This window comes from Mesorhizobium sp. B2-3-11, assembly GCF_006442215.1.
Classification (GTDB): Bacteria; Pseudomonadota; Alphaproteobacteria; order Rhizobiales; family Rhizobiaceae; genus Mesorhizobium; species Mesorhizobium salmacidum.
Window position 1 is genome coordinate 35230 of the sequence record NZ_VFVS01000019.1, and the last position, 16602, is coordinate 51831.

The window sequence follows — 16602 nt, forward strand, 5'->3', positions numbered from 1 at the left end:
AGCCCAGTCTACGGTCCCCGGACGGTTATCGCAATGCGCATCCAAGGCCTGAATCCCACCACCAGATATTCGATCCACCTGATATAGGTTGGCTTGCGTGGACCGACCATGGACGATTGCCAAACACCGTCGAAATTCGCAAGTTCCAAAATCCGCTCCTGGCGATTGGTCCGGGTTTGGACGATTGGCCCTGATTGGACGATAGCCCTGATTGGATGATTGGCCTCGCTTTGGACAATTGTCATTGTCGCTATGCAACGGCCTCACTATACCTTCGGACAAAGGCTGGCCTTAGACACATCACTTTGCGGAGAACCGACATATGGCTGACGATACCAGTATTTTCATCGGCGCCAGCCGCAAGCCCGACGACAGCTATCAGCGCGCCGAAAATCTGCTGCTGCAATACGGCAACCGCCACGGCCTGGTGACCGGCGCCACCGGTACCGGCAAGACTGTCAGCTTGCAGATCCTGGCCGAAGGTTTTTCGAATGCCGGCGTGCCGGTATTCTGCGCCGACATCAAGGGCGACCTTTCCGGCATCGCCATGATGGGCACCGCCCAGGATTTCCTTGTCAAGCGGGCAGAACAGGTCAGGCTTGACCCTTACGACTTTCAGGAATTTCCGGTCATCTTCTGGGATCTGTTCGGCGAGCAGGGCCACCCCATCCGCGCGACCATTTCGGAAATGGGACCGCTGCTCCTGTCGCGGCTGATGAACCTGACCGACGCTCAGGAAGGCATCATGAACATCGCCTTCCGCATCGCCGATGAGGAAGGGCTGCTGCTGCTCGACATGAAAGACCTGCAGGCGCTGCTCGCCAACATCGCCGAGCGCGCCGAAGAGATCAGCGCCCGTTACGGCAACGTCACCAAGCCGTCAGTAGGGGCCATTCAGCGCACGCTGCTGGTGCTGGAGCAGCAGGGCGCGGCGAATTTCTTCGGCGAGCCGGCTTTGCGGATCGCCGACATCATGCGCACCACGCGTGACGGTCGCGGTGCCATCAGCGTGCTCGCCGCCGACAAGCTGATGATGAATCCGCGCCTCTACGCGACGTTCCTGCTTTGGCTGATGTCGGAGCTGTTCGAGGAACTACCCGAAGTCGGCGACCCCGACAAGCCGAAGCTGGTGTTCTTCTTCGACGAGGCGCACCTCTTATTCGACGAGGCGCCGAAGGTGCTGATCGACCGGGTCGAGCAAGTGGTCCGCCTGATCCGCTCCAAGGGCGTCGGCGTCTATTTCGTCACGCAGAACCCTTTGGATATCCCCGAAAAGGTCCTGGCCCAACTCGGCAACCGCGTGCAGCACGCGCTGCGCGCCTACACGCCGCGGGAGCAGCAGGCGGTGAGGACGGCGGCCGAAACTTTCCGGCCCAATCCGGACTTCGACTGCGCCACCGCCATCACCCAGCTCGCCACCGGCGAGGCGCTGGTTTCGACGCTGGAGGCCAAGGGCATTCCGTCCATGGTCCAGCGCACGCTGATCCGTCCGCCGTCATCGCGGCTTGGACCCATCACCCCCGCCGAGCGGCAGAAGCTGATCGGGGAAAGCCCGGTCACCGGCCAGTACGACCAGGTCATCGACCGCGAGTCAGCTTTCGAGATGCTGCAGAAGAAGGCCAAGGAGGCGCAGGACGCCGAGGCGCAGGCGCAGCAGGCAGGCACCGGCGGCTCGCGCTGGACCATTCCAGGCTTCGGCAATGACGATCCCGCACCGCAGTCCGGCGGCAGGCGCGCGCCTGCGCCGCGCCCGTCCAACCGCCAGACGGTGGCGGAAGCCGCAATCAAGTCGGTCGTGCGCTCGGTCGGCTCTTCGGTCGGCCGTGCGATCGTGCGCGGAATATTGGGCAGCCTGTCGCGGGGGCGGTAGAATCGGGCAGCGGCGTTGCCGCTGTCCTGTGAGCTCAGAAAATCGCGTCCGTCACCGCTTTGACTGGTCCGAGCAGGACCGATCCATCCGGCACGCCGGCGTCGATCGGGATTGCCTTGTGGTTGGCCGTCGCCACCATCGGCTGGCGGGCGTCGCTGGTCACGATGACCGGCGTCTTGGAGGGCACGCGATCGTAAAGGTCGATAATGTCCTGGTTCATCAGGCGCACGCAGCCCGACGACACCGATTTGCCGATCGAGCGCCACTCCGGCGAGCCGTGCAGGCGATAGAGCGTGTCCACATTGCCCTGGAAGAGATAGAGCGCGCGCGCGCCGAGCGGGTTCTTCAAGCCGCCGGGCATGCCGCCATTGTCGGCGCTATACTGCTTCAATTCCGGCTGGCGGGCGACCATCTCATCCGGCGGCGTCCATTTCGGCCATTTCTGCTTCCATTGGACGACGGCGTCGCCCGACCACTCGAAGCCGGCGCGGCCGAGACCGACGCCATAACGGATGGCCTGGCCGCCCGGGCGAACCAGATAGAGGAAATGGCCTGTCGTATCGACGACGATGGTTCCCGGCTTCTGGCCGGTCGGGTCGGGCACGATCTGGCGCAGGAACTGCGGATCGATCCTGTCGACCGGGATGGCCGGCAGATCGAAGCCGCCATCGCTGACCGCCGCGTACATCGACGCATAGTCGGCAAGCGGAGGCTCGACATAGGGTGGTGGCGGCGGCTCGGCCGGCCCGGGGCCGGTGGTGGCGCATGCCGAAACCGCGATCGAGGCGGCGCCCAGGGCTGCGGCGTTGAGGAAGCCGCGACGGCTCAGGCGATAGGATTCGATTTCGGTTATGGACATGGCTGCCTTCTTTAAGACTCAAATCGCAACAAAGCGTCAACACGCCGACATCCGCTGCGGGTGCCTGACAACACCTGAGGCGATAGGCGGTTCCGATTCTGGCCCGAACGTGGACAAACAAAGGCGAAGCTGTGACTGCGCCGCCACTGTGGCGTTGGGGCCACAGGTCCGCTAGCCACCGGATACGAGGGCCTCCAGCGACGGCAGGATCAGGGCCGGCGGCAAGTCCCGGTATTCCTCCGGCTGGTTGGAGCGGTTGATCCAAACCGTGCGGAAGCCGAATTTGGTGGCGCCCGCTATGTCCCAGCGATTGGAAGACTGGAAGGAGATCGCGCCGGGATAGAGCCGCCAATCCGTGGCGACCATGTCGTAGACCGCCGGATCGGTCTTGAAGCGACGCACCGCATCGACCGAATAGATGTTGTCCAGGACCTGGTCGAGTGCCGCGGACTTGACCGCCGCCTCCAGCATTTCGGGCGAGCCATTAGAGAGGATCGCCAGCCTGGCGCCCGAGGCCTTGAGCGCCTTCAGCACGGCCGGCACTTCGGGATAACAGTCCAGCCTCCAATAGGCCTCCAGCAGCTTTGCCTTGAGACTGGGATCGGCCGAAGGGACCTTGCGCAAGGCGAAGTCCAGCGCCTGTTCCGTCAACTGCCAGAAGTCGGCGTAGGCGCCCATCAACGTGCGCACCCAGGAGTATTCAAGCTGCTTGGCGCGCCAGATTTCGGACAGGAGCTGGCCGTCGGGGCCGATCGCGCCTGCATGGCGGCGCACGGCCGCATGCACGTCGAATAGCGTGCCATAGGCGTCGAAAACATAGGCGGCGTATTGCATGGCAACAGTTTTGAGGCGAGGCGGGACAAGGTGCAAGCCTTGATTGCATCGCACCCGTCGCTGGCCTCAACAAAACTCCCCAATGCTGGTTGACGGCAGCGGCCAAAGCATCATCCAATGTTGTCACACAAGATCGACCGGAACAGGAAAACGCGATGACACTGGCGGCGGCGGCGCAATCCGCGACATGGACTTTCGTCGATGGCGATTGGTACGAAGGCAATGTCGCCATTCTGGGGCCGCGCAGCCACGCCATGTGGCTCGGCACCAGCGTGTTTGACGGGGCTCGCTGGTTCGAGGGCGTGGCGCCCGATCTCGAACTTCATGCCGCACGCGTCAATGCCTCGGCGATCGCGCTCGGCCTCGCGCCAAACATGACGCCCGAGCAGATCGTCGGGCTGACCTGGGACGGATTGAAGAAATTCGACGGCAAGACGGCGGTCTACATCAGGCCGATGTACTGGGCCGAGCATGGCGGCTACATGGGCGTCCCGGCCGATTCCGCCTCGACCCGTTTCTGCCTCTGCCTCTATGAATCGCCCATGATCTCGCCGACCGGCTTTTCCGTGACCGTATCGCCGTTCCGGCGCCCGACCATCGAAACCATGCCGACCAACGCCAAGGCCGGCTGCCTCTATCCCAACAACGGTCGCGCCATCCTCGAGGCCAAGGCGCGCGGCTTCGACAATGCGCTTGTGCTCGATATGCTGGGCAATGTCGCGGAGACCGGAAGCTCGAATATCTTCCTGGTCAAGGACGGCCATGTGCTGACGCCGGCGCCCAACGGAACCTTCCTGTCCGGCATTACCCGCTCGCGCACGATGACGCTGCTCGGCGACTATGGGTTCAGGACGACCGAAAAGACGCTGTCGGTGCGGGATTTCCTCGAAGCCGACGAAATCTTCTCGACCGGCAACCACTCCAAGGTGGTGCCGGTCACCCGCGTCGAGGACCGCGACCTGCAACCCGGCCCGGTGGCCAAGAAGGCACGCGAACTCTATTGGGATTGGGCGCATTCGACGTCAGCTGGCTGAGGTCCGGCCTTTTTGTCGCTGCGCGGTTGGCCCCAGGAAAAGCGTGTGACAGTTTTCGGGAACCCGCTTAGAAAGGGAACCGGCGCTTCATTTCCGGAGTTGCTCCAGCTCAATCCCGACCTATCTTACTCCGGTATCCACACCGGATTTTCCACGAGGGAGTACTACCCATGGCTTTCGAATTGCCCGCTCTGCCCTACGACTATGAGGCCCTGCAGCCCTATATGTCGAAAGAGACGCTGGAGTATCACCACGACAAGCATCACAAGGCCTATGTCGACAACGGCAACAAGCTCGCCGCCGAAGCCGGCCTCGGCGATCTTTCGGTCGAAGAGGCGGTCAAGCAGTCGTTCGGCAAGAACGCCGGCCTCTTCAACAATGCCGCCCAGCATTACAACCACATCCATTTCTGGAAATGGATGAAGAAGGGCGGCGGCGGCAACAAGCTGCCTGGCGCGCTGCAGAAGGCTTTCGACAGCGATCTCGGCGGCTACGACAAATTCAAGGCTGATTTCATCGCCGCTGGCACGACGCAGTTCGGTTCGGGATGGGCCTGGGTTTCGGTCAAGGACGGCAAGCTGGCGATCTCGAAGACGCCGAACGGCGAAAACCCGCTGGTTCATGGCGCATCGCCAATCCTCGGTGTCGACGTCTGGGAACACTCCTACTACATCGACTACCGCAACGCCCGGCCGAAATACCTCGAGGCCTTCGTCGACAGCCTGATCAATTGGGATCACGTGCTCGAGCTCTACGAAAAGGCAAATGCCTGATCGATCTTCCGAAAAGGCCCGGCACCCCCGGGCCTTTTCTTTTAAGTCGAAGCCCCACCGCAGCCAGAGTCGTCCAAATTCATGCGGAGAGAAGGGAATATTCCTCCTCCCACACCCGTTAACGTCCTGTCCTGAAATGCCTTCATCACGGAGCCAAATGAATGAGAAAGCTTGTCATCGCCATCTCTATGCTCGCACTCGCCGCGTCGGCGGCTTTTGCCGATCCCGTCCTCGGCCGGCAGGCACTGATGAAGGAACGCGGAAAGATCGTCGGCGGCCTGTCGAAAGTGGTCAAGGGCGAGGAACCTTTTGATGCCGCCGCGGTGCTGACGCAGTTGCAGGCATTGCAGGCAAATGCCGAGAAATTCGACGTAGAGGCCTTGTTCCCGAAGGGCAGCGATTCCGGCGACACCACGGCGGCGCCAAAGATCTGGGAAGACATGGCCGGCTTCAAAACGGCCGAGGATAAGTATCTTGCCGACGTCAAGGCCTCGGTCGCGGCGGCTCCGGCCGACGTCGACGCGCTGAAGACACAGATCGGCACCATCGGCTCGGACTGTGGCACCTGCCACCAGAGCTACAGGGTCAAGAAGGGCTGATCGCCTGATATGGCATGGCTGAAGAAGCTCGTCGGCGCGGCCCTCGTTCTGGGCGTCGCCGGCGCGGCCGCCGGGTGGCTGCTGTCGGCACCCGTCAGGCTTGATGCGACCGCTCTGGCGCAACTCGGCCCAGGCGATGTTGTCCGGGGCAAGCGCATTTTCTATGCCGGCGGCTGCACCTCATGCCATGCGAAGCCTGGGTCGCGGGGCGATGCGCGGCTTCAACTCGTGGGCGGGCTTGAACTCAAGACGCCGTTCGGCACCTTCGTGCCTCCCAATATTTCGCAAGATCCCAATGATGGCATCGGCGCATGGTCGGTCGGGGATCTCGCCAATGCCATGCTGAAGGGTGTTTCGCCCACGGGTGAGCATTTCTATCCGGCCTTTCCCTACGCCTCCTACGCGCGCATGAAGCCGTCTGATGTCGCCGACCTCTACGCTTTCCTGAAGACGCTTCCCGCCGTCGCCGGCAAGGCGCCAGGCAATTCGCTGGCGTTCCCTTTCAACATCCGGCGAGGCATTGGCCTGTGGAAGCGCCTCTATCTCAGCGACCAGCCTGTCATTCCCCTGCCTGATGGCACGCCGGGACTCGCGATGGCAGGCCGCTACCTGGTCGAAGGACCGGGTCATTGCGGCGAATGCCATACGCCGCGCGACTTGGCTGGCGGCACCAGGAAGGGCCAATGGCTGGCCGGCGCCGTCGCCGCCGAGGGTTCGGGCATCGTGCCAAACCTTACTTCGGGCGAGGGGGGTATCGGCAGCTGGTCCGCATCCGACATCGCAAACTACCTGGAAACCGGGTTCACGCCGGATTTCGATTCCGTCGGCGGCGCCATGGTCGATGTGCAGCGCAACATGGCCGAACTGACGGCGGACGACCGCGCGGCGATTGCCGCCTATCTCAAAGCGATACCGCCGCACCCCAACGGCTATCCGGCTCGCAAGAAAAGCACGAAATAGGTCGGGAATCCATAAAGTAGGAAGGGCCCGCATCTGTAGGATGACGAATATGCGCCAAGCCCTGAGTGCATTATGGGCCATTGATAGTCCGTTGCGCGACTGGCTTACCTCTGCGAGATAGTACATCCAGCCCAATCCAGGGACGCTTAACTATGCTCGCCGTCTATGGCGAAGGTCGTGGCTTCCGTGTTGTTTGGCTGCTCGAGGAATTAGGATTGGCTTATCGGCTGCGCCCGGTCGATCTGCTCGCAGTCGAGAATGATCGCGGCTTTCTCGCGATCAACCCCGCCGGCTTCATTCCCGCACTGCAGGACGGCGAGACGATCATGGTCGAATCGATCGCGATTCTTGAGTACCTGCTCGCCCGCCACGAGTCAGATTCGCTTGCCGTCGCCCCGCACGATCTCGCTTTCGCCTCCTATCTGCAATTTTTTCACTTAGGCGAGGCCGGGCTCGCCGGCCGATGATCGCCGTCTTAGTCGGTCGCGAACTGGCGCCCGAAGCCGAACGAGATGCCCGGGTTGCCCGCTGGGCATTGGAGACCTTCGAGAGCCGGCTGGGGTTGGTTATCCGCCGCCTCGCGGACTGCCCCTATCTCGCCGGCGAGCGGTTCACTGCTGCCGATATCTCGGTGAGCTACGCCCTCCTGCTCGGCCTGCGAACTGGTAACTATGTCCCCGGGTCTATCGAGCGGGACTATCTCGCTCGCACGACGGCACGCCCCGCCTACGCCCGAGCAATGGAAAGCTGTCAGGCCACCAAGGCGTGGGCGGCGAGATCATCGGGATTGTAGTGCTCGCTTCATCGAAGCGGCCAAGCGCCTGGTTGAGCAGTCGCGAAAAGTTCCTCATGGGGGTCTACCAATTAGGGGGCCTCCTCGCATGGTTCAGCTGGCTTCAATCCGGCCGTGGCTCCACGCTTACGAGTCTACGTGCCTAATCTTCGGACTGCAGGTGACGATCGCCGAGGAAATCGAAGCCCGTCTCAAAGAAATGATTGTAGTTGCAGGTCATTTCCTCGCCCGGGGCGATGTCGCGCAAGGCGTAGGTTTCCTCGGGTGACGAGACATCGCAATTCGGCTCGTCGTCATGGTTCATGTAACGGGCGTCGTCGGCTTCGAAGACGATATAGGCCGGATCGCGCCGGTCGGGGTAGGAATAGCGGTCGAGATAGTTCTTTACCGGCCCGGTCTCGCCCTCATAGGTCTCGACGTCGATGATCCGGTCGAACCGGGGGTCGAGCTTCCAGACCAGCGTGCCCTTGGCAATGTGGTTCTTGGCAAACACACCGATGCCCTGGATCGGCGATTTGTCGAGATAGACGTCGACGAGCAGCATAATGGACCCTTGTGCGAATGTGGGCTTCATGCCCGGGAAAATCGTGCTTGGGTAGCGCGCGACCGTTGCAATTGCGAGCGGAAATCAGCTGGGCGGAATTCAAAAAATATGATCGGCAGACGTGAGTCGCCTGGCTTCAGCGCTGTTGCAAGGCCAGGCGGACACCCAGGGCGCAATAGATGCCGCCGACAACCTTGCCCTGCCATTTCAGCACTGTCGGATTTTGGCGCAGGAAACCGCCCAGCGGCCCTGCGCTCACGGCAAACACGACCGTGCTGAAAAGCCCCAGCATGACGAAGATGATCCCCAATACGGCTAACTGAACCATCGCCGATCCGTTTTCGGGCCGCACGAACTGAGGCAGGAAAGCGAGGAAGAAAAGCGCGGTCTTGGGGTTGAGCACCTCGGTCAGCACGGCCTGTCGAAACGCCTTTCCGGCAGAGATCGCGAGCGCGCCGGCGGTCGGATCGATCGGCGCTTTCTCGATGATGGCGCGAATGCCGAGGTAAACGAGGTAGGCCGCGCCGATATACTTTATGATGCTGAACAGCGTCGCCGAAGTGGCGATGATCGCCGAGATGCCGACCATCGCCATCACGGTATGAAACACATCGCCGGCCGCGATCCCGGCGCCGGTGGCGATCCCGACCCTGGTTCCCGAACTCGTTGCGCGCGCGATCGTCAACAGTGTGGCCGGACCTGGAATGAAGACAAAACCGAACACAACCGCGATATAGGCTATCAATGTGGACAGATCGATCACCGCGGCGTTCCTCCGTAAGCTATGCCTTGTCCGTTACCTTCAGCGTGAAGGCATAAGTATAGGCGATCTCCTCCAGGCGCGAAAACCGACCGGAGGCACCGGCATGGCCGGAATCCATGTTGATTTTGAACAGCACCGGATTGGCGCCCCTCTTGCGGTCACGCAGCCGCGCCACCCACTTGGCCGGCTCCCAATAGGTGACGCGCGGATCGGTAAGGCCGGCGAGCGCCAGGATCGGCGGGTAGTCGAGTGCTGCGATATTGTCGTATGGCGAATAGGCGGCGATCGTCCGGTAATCGTCGGCCGACTCAATCGGATTGCCCCATTCCGGCCATTCCGGCGGGGTCAGCGGCAGCGTCGCGTCGAGCATGGTGGTAAGCACATCGACGAACGGAACCTCGGCCACGATGCCGCCGAAGCAATCCGGCGCCATGTTGGCGATGGCGCCCATCAGCATGCCGCCGGCCGAGCCGCCCTGCGCGACGATGCGGTCATGCGCGGTATAGCGCTCGGCCACGAGATGGCGGGCGCACGCGATGAAATCGGTGAAGGTGTTCATCTTGTGCGCCCGCTTGCCGTCATCGTACCAGCCATAGCCCTTGTCCTTGCCGCCGCGGACATGGGCAATGGCAAAGACGAGGCCACGATCGACCAGCGAGAACCAGTTGGTATTGAAGGCGGCCGGAACGGCAATGCCGTAGGAACCATAGCCGTAGAGCAGGCAAGGCGCGGAGCCGTCCAGCGGCGTGTCGCGGTGATGCAGAAGCGAGATCGGCACCAATTCACCATCGGCCGCGGGCGCCATCAGCCGCCTCGTGACGTATTGATGCGGGTTATGGCCGGACGGCACTTCCTGGGTCTTGAGCAGCACACGCTCACGGGTGCGCATGTTGTAATCGAACATCTGCGACGGCGTCGTCATCGACGAGTAGGAAAAGCGCATCATCTCGGTGTCGTATTCCAGGGCCCCTGAAAGGCCGAGCGAGAAGGCTTCCTCATCGAAGAAAATCAGATGCTCTTCGCCGCTGGCACGGTCACGCACGACGATACGCGGCAGGCCTTCCTTGCGCTCGAGCCGGACCATGTGGTCCTTGAAGCCGATCACCGACAGGATCAGCCGGCCCGGTTCATGCGGCACCAGTTCCTGCCAGTTGGCGCGGACCGGATCGCTTGCCGGCGCCGTCATGATCTTGAAGTCCTTGGCACCATCCGCATTGGTCAGGATGAAGAATATGTCGCCGCCTTCCTCAAGTTCATATTGAAGGCCGGTCTCGCGCGCCGAAACCAGCTTGGGTTCGGCAAACGGATCGCTGGCGCTCAACAGGCGGTATTCCGAAGTCTCGTGATCGTTGATGCCGATCATGATCCATTGATTGTTGCGGGTTCCGTCGACGTCCATGAAGAAGCCGGGGTCGGTTTCCTCGTAGATCAGGCGGTCTCTTTCGGGGTTCTGTCCAAGTGCGTGGAACAGAACCTTGGACGGCCGGTGGTTTGGATCGAGACGCGTGTAGAAGAACCCGTCATTGCCCGCGTCCCAGACGCCCGAACCGCCGGTGGCGGGAATCTGGTCCGCCAGTTCCTTACCATCGGCAAGGTCGCGCACACGCAGCGTGTAGAATTCGGAACCCTTGTCGTCGAAGGCCCACAGGAGCTTGCGATGATCGGCCGAATGTTCGACGCCGCCAAGCCGGAAATAGGCCTTGCCCTCGGCCTCGGCGTCACCGTCGAGCAGGATCTGCTCGGGCCCGCCGTCGCGCGGCATGCGGAAATAGCGCGGCTGCTCGCCGCCGAGCTTGAAGGAAGAGCCATAGGCGTAAGGCCCGTCCTTCATAGGAACGGATGAATCGTCTTCCTTGATGCGGCCCTTCATTTCCTTGAAGAGCTGCTTTTGCAAATCTGACGTGTCGGCCATCAGCTTCGACTGGTAGGCATTTTCGGCTTCGAGTTCGGCGCGGATTCCAGGATCGAGCAAGGAGGGATCCCTGAACATCTCCTGCCAGTTATCCGCCCGCAGCCAGGCATATTCGTCGGTTCGCGTGATGCCGTGATGCGTGTCCGAGACTGGCCGCTTCTCCGGGGAAGGGGCGCTGACGATTGGAAATCGGGAAGTCCTGGTCATTGCGTCTCGCTCTGGAAATATCTTGATGACGAATGAACACACCGATCAGGGCGGGTTCAAGAGCAGTTGCGTAGAGGTGGTGTGGGCCCATGAGGTGGCCGGGAGGAGGGAAGATGACTATTCGGTCTCGTATTGCTGCGGCCTTCGCCGTTGCTTCGCTAACTCTGGTCTTTGCCGGCCAGTCTCATGCGACCGTATTCGCGGCTTGGCAAGTGGCCAATGTGCCGTTCGGCGACACGCTCAATGTGCGCGTCGGGAACATCCCAGAAACAGGCCGCCTACCCGAACGGGGCCGTCCTGCAGATGACCGGGAGATGCATCGGCGGCATAAACCTGCTCGATGTCGCCAATCAACCGGCATGGAAACAGCAGCAGACGGTTCGCTATCGCTGGTGCGAAATCTGGCATGACCCTGCCAAGAACGGCGTCTTCGTCACCGGCTGGGCCTATGGCGGATACATCGCGCCGTTTTGACCGGGGAATGGCCTGATTGATGGCGGGATGGTTTGGCAACCTATGGTTTCGTGGACAGGTGTAAACAACCAAGCTTGTCGGTGTGGTCGCCAAGCAAACCGGAGCATTGAAACTTGTTTTGTGAGTTATCGCGAATGTAACGATTAGCTGACCCGACGTCAGCCTTTGTCCGTTTGGCGACCGAAATATCGAAAAATTACATGGTGCACGAAAGATTGAAGCTGATCGCGCAATAGTTGACCAACATTCGTAAATATAATGCAGAGAGCGAATTGACTTACTTGACGTGTGGTCGCATTGATGTCCCTGTGACGCGAATCGTCGCAGCTCTATCTGCGCAAAATTCGTGCAATGCCCTGTTTGTAAAAAGGGGCACAGATCGACGTAACTCTTGTTGGGGCCTGAAGACCATGGATATTGTCGAAACACCTTCCAGAAACAATGATGCGCTGATCGAGCTTACCGCCGATGTGGTGGCTGCCTATGTCAGCAACAATCCCGTGCCGGTCGGCGAACTGCCGAACCTGATATCCGATGTCCACGCCGCTCTCGGGCGTGTGGGCGGAACCGTCGAACAGCCGCCTGCCGACAAGCAGAAGCCGGCTGTCAACCCGAAACGCTCGGTTCATGACGACTACATTGTCTGTCTTGAAGACGGCAAGAAGTTCAAGTCGCTCAAGCGTCACCTGATGACCCACTACGATCTGACGCCCGATCAGTATCGCGAAAAGTGGAACCTGGACCCAAGCTATCCGATGGTTGCCCCGAACTACGCGGCGGCCCGTTCGCAGCTTGCCAAGAAGATGGGCCTTGGCCGCAAGCGCAAGGCGCGGTAGTCGCGGCTTGCCGGATTAGAACTGAAATCAAACGGCGCCTTCGGGCGCCGTTTGATTTTGCGGGCGAGTGCAATTCCAGGAAAAGTGTGAACCGGTTTCCCGGGAAAAGCGCGTAGCGCTTTCCCTAGGGAATTGCGTCAAAACAAGGAAGATCGGGGCAGAAGCCTGTCAGGCGGTCTGCGCGAGCGCCATCTCGGCATCGCGTTTGATGCGCTTGACCATCGAGCGAAGCCCGTTGGCGCGCTGGGGTGACAGGTGTTCGTCGAGGCCGAGTGCCTTCAGCGTCGCTTCAGCGTCGGTTTTCTGGATTTCGCTGGCCGTCTTTCCGGAAAACAGCGCCAGCATGATCGCGACCAGTCCGCGCACGATATGGGCGTCTGAATCGCCCGTGAAGGTGATGACGGGATCGGCGCCCGGACCCCGTTCGGTGGTCAGCCAGACTTGGCTGACGCAACCTGGCACCTTGTTGCCGGCGTTGCGCTCAGCATCGGGAAAGGGAGGCAGCGCTTCGCCAAGCTCGATGACGTAACGATAGCGGTCCTCCCATTCCTCGAGGAACGAGAAGTCGTCGCGGATCGTCTGGATCGTGGTCGTCATGACCCGGATATAGTCACGCGATGGCGCCGCGTCACGGAAAAACAAGAACACCGCGGACGTCGAGAGGGCAGACGGTCCGCGGTGCGCCGTCGAGACGGCCTAATTCTTTATCGGCAGGTTGACCGTTTGGGGCAGGACGATTTCTTCCGGCACGCTGCCCGTCAGTGTCGAGACGTCGGGGCCGGCGGACTTGTCGTCCAGCATGGCGGCCGCGATCTTGGCGGTCTCCTTGGCGCGTGCGGTGATGGTGTGCATCGCCGATTTCCCGGTTTCGCAGACATCGGGCTTGCGTTCGCAGATACCGGCGATGTCGCCGACGGCGTCCCGCGCCGCGAACAGGGCCTGGATCGGCCCGACGCTTTGCTGGCCCGTTTCATCGGACCCGACACCCAGCGGCAGCGCCAGCAGCACCAGTGAAAACCAGAAAGCCATTCTTATCAGGAAGAACATGCCTTGCCTCTCGTCGTGACCGGATCATGCATCATAGGGCACGACCTCTTTTATGGGCAGGATGTTGGCACACAGGCACAAAGGACGGCTTGCATGATCGCCGAGAATTTTCCTCAAATTTTAGGCAAATTCGAGACGAAGCGTTTTGTTGTCGATTTGTTTCATATCGGGACGATTCTCGTTACCATTCGATAACCATCTATCTGGTTGTTTCTACCGGATTTTTCGCAAATGGACGCGATCCCGTTCCTGCCTCTGGGCCGCTGATGACGGGCATTCGCGAATAACCCTCCGTTTACTATGGCTGCATTTGCCGGGGCTTTCGGCGGCCGTCATCCCGATATTTGCCGCAGGGCCGGCCTTGGTCGGCCCTGCCTTATCCATTCCTTAAACGCTGGATGCGAGTTTCAAAGCCACCCAAGACGATCTGCAAAAGCAGAGCTGTTCACGACGAGTGCGAGTGCGTTGAGTTGATGCCGATCGAGGCCAGATACGCTGAATTGCCTGGCGCAATGGCGGCCGGTTGTGAACGCATGGTTCATCCCAGCGTTCTCGGGCGCAGCGACCGCGAGCGCCAGCGCCGTTTCATCGGCGTGATGCTGGCCGCGCCGTTCTTTGCAGCGGGTGCCGCGGTCACGCTGGTTACGTCGGGCATGGGGGCTGCGGTGACCATGGCCGCCATTTTCGCGGCCTTCGGTCTGTGCTGGTTCGTCGCCCTGCTGGTAGCAGCGACCGGCAAGATGGCCGCCGCCGGGCCGATCGCCCTGGCGATGGCGGCGATAGCCCTTGGCGGTCTCATCGGTGCCGCCGGCGGATTGAGTTCACCTGTCGCCATGCTTGCCTTGGCGCTGCCATTCGAAGCCTGGTGGATCGGCACCTCGCGGCGTGCTGCTGTGTGGGGGGGTGCCTCGGCCGTCATCGCCATCGCCCTTCAGTCCCTGTCGGCCACCTTCCTTCCATTCGCGGACGCGCACATCGCCGCCTGGCACTGGCTGGTGCCATTGGCGTGGGCGCTGACCCTCCTCCCGCGCATTTCGGCTTTTCGCGGCACCGCCGGCGCGGCCGCTACGCTCGATGCAGGTGACGGATTGGAAGACATCATCGACGCGGTGGTCTTTCGGGTCACCCGCCACGGCGAAGTCGTGGAGGCGTCCGCCAAGGCGCGTACGCTTCTGAAATTGCCACCTGAATTGTTGTCCGGAACGGGCCTCTTCGACCGCGTCCACCTGTCGGACCGTGTCTCCTATCTCAGCGCCCTGGCCGACATGCGTGACGGCGCACTGTCGCGCCGCCTCGAATTGCGCATCAGACTGCCCCAGAGTGGCAACGGCGCCCACAACGGAAATGGTTTGGTGGCCGACAACTACCAGCCATTCGCGCTCGAACTGGTGCGCGGCGAGGAACAAAGCGACGTTTTCACGCTTGTCCTGCGCAAGAACGACGAGACCGCGCGGTTGCGCGAAGAACTGGCGCAAGCCAATGAGACGGCGGCCGCCGCCGAAGTGGCCAAGGGCCGCTTCCTCGCAGTGGTGAGCCATGAACTGCGTACACCCTTGAATGCCATCATCGGCTTCTCCGACATGCTGCTGCACGAGATGTTCGGCGCCTTCAAGGATCCGCGCCAGAAGGAATATGTCGGCCTCGTGCGGGATTCGGGCCAGCATCTGCTGGCAGTCGTGACATCCATACTCGACGTCTCGAGGATCGAATCGGGTGTCTACGCCACCGAGCCGGAGCCGTTCCGGTTCATGGAAGCCGTGGACATGTGCCAGTCGATGATGCGGCTGCAGGCGCAGGCCAAGAACATCGACCTGCAGACGCAGATCGCCCCTGACGCGGGCGATATCAATGCCGATCGCCGCGCGGTACAGCAGATGCTCATCAACCTCGTTTCCAACGCGATCAAGTTCACGCCCGACGGCGGCGATGTCGTCGTCGGCGCCAAGCGGATCGGCTCACGTCTGCATTTCTGGGTCAGGGACACCGGCATCGGCATCGCCGAGGAGGATTTCGCCAATCTCGGCAAACCCTTCATGCAGATCCAGAACGACTATACCCGCCGTTTCGAGGGTACGGGTCTTGGCCTTTCCCTGGTGAAGGGGCTGGTGGCCTTGCATGATGGCACCATGTCGATCGAAAGCATGCCGGGCGAGGGCACCACGGTGACCATCAGCCTGCCGGTCAGCGGGCCGAAGGGACGCCCCGCCAACTCGACCGGAGTGCTGACGATGCCGGTGACGAGGGCGAAAGGGGACGGAAATGGCTCGCTCCGCAAAACAGGCTAAGGCGGTCAAACGCCGCAGCAACGCCTTGCAGGACGGCGCCATCGCCGTTGGCGGCATGATTTCGCGCAATCCCGTCCTGGTGGGAGGATCGACCGCATTCCTGGTGACGCTGTTCTACGTCTCGGCCAACGCGCTGTGGTATCAGCCTTTCCCGCACGCCGGGGCGTTTTTCGCCACGCGTCATTTCCAGGGCTTTCCGCACGCCGCCGCCGACGAGCCGGAGACGACAATCAACATTGTGCGGTCCAATGCCGCGCCCGCCCCGATTAAGGGCGATCCGGTGGTCGAGCAGGTGCAAGGCATATTGAAGGACCTCGATTTCTATTCCGGCACCGTCGACGGCATTTCCGGCCCCAACACGCGCAAGGCCATACAGGCCTATCAGCAGAAGGTCGGGCTGAACGCCTCGGGCGAGATCGATGCGCTGCTGCTGGATCAACTGGGTGCAACGCCGAAGACGGCCGCCGTGCCCAAGCCGCAGCCTCGTCCCGACATTGCGCCGGCCGCTGTTCCCGTGTCCTTGCAGACGAATGAGGCACAGACGAATGCCGCTTTGCAGGGGCCTGATCCCCGCATCGTCAAGATCCAGGCTGGACTCAAGGCCTTCGGCAATGACGACATGCAACTGGATGGCGTCGTCGGTGCACGCACGAAGGCGGCGATCAAGGAGTTCCAGACGCTGTTCGGGTTGCCGCAGACCGGCGAACCCGACGAGATCGTCTACGTCAAGATGCGCGAGATCGGCCTGACCAACTGACAGCCGAAACGACGGCTCGCCCTGCATCGGAAATTTCGATAGAGAGCCCGCATGT

Annotated in this window: 16 protein-coding genes and 1 pseudogene; 10 read left to right on the forward strand and 7 right to left on the reverse strand. The window is 61.5% G+C overall.

Going from position 1 to position 16602, the window contains the following annotated elements:
• The first annotated feature begins 322 nt into the window (after positions 1 to 322).
• Complete coding sequence (locus tag FJ960_RS23205) at positions 323 to 1870, forward strand: helicase HerA-like C-terminal domain-containing protein (RefSeq protein WP_140717029.1); 1548 nt, start codon at positions 323 to 325, stop codon at positions 1868 to 1870.
• A 34-nt stretch (positions 1871 to 1904) separates the two neighbouring features.
• Here the strand turns inward: FJ960_RS23205 and FJ960_RS23210 are convergent, their stop codons facing one another.
• Together FJ960_RS23210 and FJ960_RS23215 are read right to left on the reverse strand one after the other, a co-directional pair.
• On the reverse strand, positions 1905 to 2729 hold the full coding sequence (locus FJ960_RS23210) for a L,D-transpeptidase (RefSeq protein ID WP_140717031.1): 825 nt from the start codon (positions 2727 to 2729) through the stop codon (positions 1905 to 1907).
• Positions 2730 to 2900: 171 nt separating this feature from the next.
• Positions 2901 to 3563, reverse strand: a complete 663-nt coding sequence (locus tag FJ960_RS23215) for a haloacid dehalogenase type II (protein ID WP_140506112.1) — start codon at positions 3561 to 3563, stop codon at positions 2901 to 2903.
• Between the two features lie 155 nt (positions 3564 to 3718).
• Between FJ960_RS23215 and FJ960_RS23220 the strand changes: the two genes are divergently transcribed.
• The 5 genes and pseudogenes from FJ960_RS23220 (at position 3719) to FJ960_RS23240 (ending at position 7722) form a co-directional block, all read left to right on the forward strand.
• The gene (locus tag FJ960_RS23220; RefSeq protein ID WP_140717033.1) at positions 3719 to 4597 is read left to right on the forward strand and encodes a branched-chain amino acid aminotransferase; all 879 of its coding nucleotides are present in this window, start codon (positions 3719 to 3721) and stop codon (positions 4595 to 4597) included.
• A gap of 170 nt (positions 4598 to 4767) precedes the next feature.
• Positions 4768 to 5370 carry a superoxide dismutase gene (locus FJ960_RS23225; protein ID WP_027143971.1) on the forward strand — a complete coding sequence of 201 codons (603 nt, stop codon included), beginning with the start codon at positions 4768 to 4770 and terminating at the stop codon, positions 5368 to 5370.
• Between the two features lie 161 nt (positions 5371 to 5531).
• A complete protein-coding gene (locus FJ960_RS23230) occupies positions 5532 to 5969 on the forward strand; it encodes a cytochrome c (protein ID WP_140717035.1) in 438 nt (145 codons plus the stop codon).
• Between the two features lie 9 nt (positions 5970 to 5978).
• The gene (locus FJ960_RS23235; protein ID WP_140717037.1) at positions 5979 to 6929 is read left to right on the forward strand and encodes a cytochrome c; all 951 of its coding nucleotides are present in this window, start codon (positions 5979 to 5981) and stop codon (positions 6927 to 6929) included.
• A gap of 152 nt (positions 6930 to 7081) precedes the next feature.
• A pseudogene (locus FJ960_RS23240) lies at positions 7082 to 7722 on the forward strand (glutathione S-transferase family protein).
• A gap of 142 nt (positions 7723 to 7864) precedes the next feature.
• Here FJ960_RS23240 and FJ960_RS23245 read toward each other — a convergent pair.
• The 3 genes from FJ960_RS23245 to FJ960_RS23255 all read right to left on the reverse strand — a co-directional run bounded on the left by FJ960_RS23245 (position 7865) and on the right by FJ960_RS23255 (position 11148).
• A complete protein-coding gene (locus tag FJ960_RS23245) occupies positions 7865 to 8266 on the reverse strand; it encodes an SET domain-containing protein-lysine N-methyltransferase (RefSeq protein ID WP_140506104.1) in 402 nt (133 codons plus the stop codon).
• Positions 8267 to 8402: 136 nt separating this feature from the next.
• On the reverse strand, positions 8403 to 9029 hold the full coding sequence (locus tag FJ960_RS23250; RefSeq protein WP_140717039.1) for a LysE family translocator: 627 nt from the start codon (positions 9027 to 9029) through the stop codon (positions 8403 to 8405).
• Positions 9030 to 9048: 19 nt separating this feature from the next.
• On the reverse strand, positions 9049 to 11148 hold the full coding sequence (locus FJ960_RS23255) for a S9 family peptidase (RefSeq protein ID WP_140717041.1): 2100 nt from the start codon (positions 11146 to 11148) through the stop codon (positions 9049 to 9051).
• A gap of 303 nt (positions 11149 to 11451) precedes the next feature.
• Between FJ960_RS23255 and FJ960_RS30300 the strand changes: the two genes are divergently transcribed.
• Positions 11452 to 11622, forward strand: a complete 171-nt coding sequence (locus FJ960_RS30300; protein ID WP_348642366.1) for a hypothetical protein — start codon at positions 11452 to 11454, stop codon at positions 11620 to 11622.
• A gap of 410 nt (positions 11623 to 12032) precedes the next feature.
• On the forward strand, positions 12033 to 12458 hold the full coding sequence (locus FJ960_RS23265) for a MucR family transcriptional regulator (RefSeq protein WP_027143963.1): 426 nt from the start codon (positions 12033 to 12035) through the stop codon (positions 12456 to 12458).
• Between the two features lie 168 nt (positions 12459 to 12626).
• Here FJ960_RS23265 and FJ960_RS23270 read toward each other — a convergent pair whose 3' ends face one another.
• Positions 12627 to 13055, reverse strand: coding sequence for a SufE family protein (locus FJ960_RS23270; RefSeq protein ID WP_140717176.1), 429 nt, complete (start codon positions 13053 to 13055; stop codon positions 12627 to 12629).
• A gap of 99 nt (positions 13056 to 13154) precedes the next feature.
• Entirely contained in the window at positions 13155 to 13505 is a 351-nt protein-coding gene (locus FJ960_RS23275; protein WP_140717043.1) for a DUF5330 domain-containing protein, read from the reverse strand.
• A 533-nt stretch (positions 13506 to 14038) separates the two neighbouring features.
• On the opposite strand from FJ960_RS23275, the gene FJ960_RS23280 reads away from it, so the two are divergent.
• Positions 14039 to 15790, forward strand: a complete 1752-nt coding sequence (locus FJ960_RS23280) for a PAS domain-containing sensor histidine kinase (RefSeq protein WP_140717045.1) — start codon at positions 14039 to 14041, stop codon at positions 15788 to 15790.
• A complete protein-coding gene (locus FJ960_RS23285; RefSeq protein WP_140506093.1) occupies positions 15765 to 16547 on the forward strand; it encodes a peptidoglycan-binding protein in 783 nt (260 codons plus the stop codon). The genes FJ960_RS23280 and FJ960_RS23285 overlap by 26 nt, the downstream gene beginning before the upstream one ends.
• Positions 16548 to 16602: the final 55 nt, after the last annotated feature.